Here is a 1,062-nt window from a genome sequence, read left to right as displayed (position 1 = left end):
TGTTGCCACCTGAACCCGGCCGTAAGCGTTGGCTTGACCGTCGCCGGCCGCTTTCCGGTTCGCGATCTGGCTCCGTACATTGTCGCGCAAGTGATTGGCGGCAGCCTGGGCGCGCTTGAGCTTTTTGAAAAGCCACTGGCTCGCGAAGAACACAAATATGAGAAGGATGATTTGGCGCATGAGCTTAGTAATAGACGAAGCAGAAGAAGCAATAGACGCGAAGCCGGGGCGAACGCGTCAGACGACCGCGCGATGCAGCAGCACTTCGAACACAAAGCGGCTGCCCACATAGGCAAGCAGCAGCGCCACGAACGACGCGAGCACCCAGCGCAACGCAGCGCGGCCACGCCAACCGGAGACGCGGCGGGCGGTCAGCAAAGCGCCGAACATCAACCACGACAGAATCGCGAACACCGTCTTGTGATCGAGCCTGAACGCCTTGTCGACGAGTTGTTCGTTGAACGCGACGCCCGAGATCAGCGTGAGCGTCAACAGCACGAACCCTGCCGAAATCAGGCGAAACAATAATTTTTCGAGCGTGAGCAACGGCGGCAAGGTATCGAGCCAGCTCGATACCCAGCTATTCGATGTATGCCGCGTCGCCGTACCGCGCATGTTCTGCAATCGCCTTTCGACCATCAACATGAGGATGGCGTGGAGCGCCGCGATGGCAAACAATCCATACGCAATATTGGCGATCAGGAAGTGCAGCTTGAACATGGGCGCGGCCGAATACGGCAACACGCGCACGCCGCCGAAGAACAGCGGCATCACCGACGCGACGCACGCGAGCGGCAATACGAGCAGCCGCAAGCCGTCGAGCGGGAAGAAGAAACTTTCGATCCAGTAGATGCCCGCACCCAGCCAGAACATGGCGGAGAGCGCAAACGCGAAGCCGAACACCATCGCGTTCTGAGGAAAGATGGTGGTGTGCAGCAGCACGCCATGCAAAAGCAACGCGACGCCGAGCAGCACGCGCCCCATGGAACTCATGCCCGACGCCTTCGATACCCGCCCGCTATCCATGGAGCTGCCCACACGGGCGCCCGCCGGCATGCCGGA

The 1,062-nt window shown here is 60.5% G+C and carries 1 protein-coding gene and 1 pseudogene; one reads left to right on the top strand and one right to left on the bottom strand.

The features are described 5' to 3' along the window. Positions 1 to 126 (top strand): annotated as a pseudogene (locus ACRXB1_RS36665) (aquaporin); the annotation flags it as partial. Between the two features lie 111 nt (positions 127 to 237). Here ACRXB1_RS36665 and ACRXB1_RS36660 read toward each other — a convergent pair. Then, a partial coding sequence (locus ACRXB1_RS36660) for a cytochrome C assembly family protein (RefSeq protein WP_449494855.1) occupies positions 238 to 1,062 on the bottom strand: 825 nt, incomplete at its 5' end.

This window comes from Caballeronia sp. M23-90 (assembly GCF_053574605.1).
This window is presented reverse-complemented; position numbering and strand designations above follow the sequence as displayed.